Source organism: Staphylococcus gallinarum (assembly GCF_000875895.1).
In the GTDB taxonomy this organism is placed as follows: domain Bacteria; phylum Bacillota; class Bacilli; order Staphylococcales; family Staphylococcaceae; genus Staphylococcus; species Staphylococcus gallinarum.
The window spans coordinates 1-241 of record NZ_JXCF01000094.1 but is presented as its reverse complement, the minus strand read 5'-3'; the positions used below and the strand labels follow the sequence as shown (position 1 = coordinate 241).

Below are 241 nucleotides of genomic sequence, written 5' to 3'. Positions count from 1 at the left end.
AAGTCGTGCCATTAATTACGCAGAAGAACGTGCAGAAGAAAAAAGCGGCTTAAATTGTGATGTTGATTATGCTAAATCATATTTTAAGCAAACTAGGGCGTTATATGGCAAAGAGAATGGGGTTCAAGCACATACAGTCATTCAATCTTTTAAGCCTGGCGAAGTAACAGCTAAAGAGTGTAATGAGATAGGTTTAGAATTAGCTAAAAAAATTGCACCAGATTATCAAGTTGCAGTTTAT

General features: G+C 35.7%; 1 protein-coding gene. It reads left to right on the top strand.

What is annotated here, in order from left to right; all coding sequences use genetic code 11:
• A partial coding sequence (locus SH09_RS13565) for a relaxase/mobilization nuclease domain-containing protein (protein WP_158001739.1) occupies window positions 1-241 on the top strand: 241 nt, incomplete at both ends.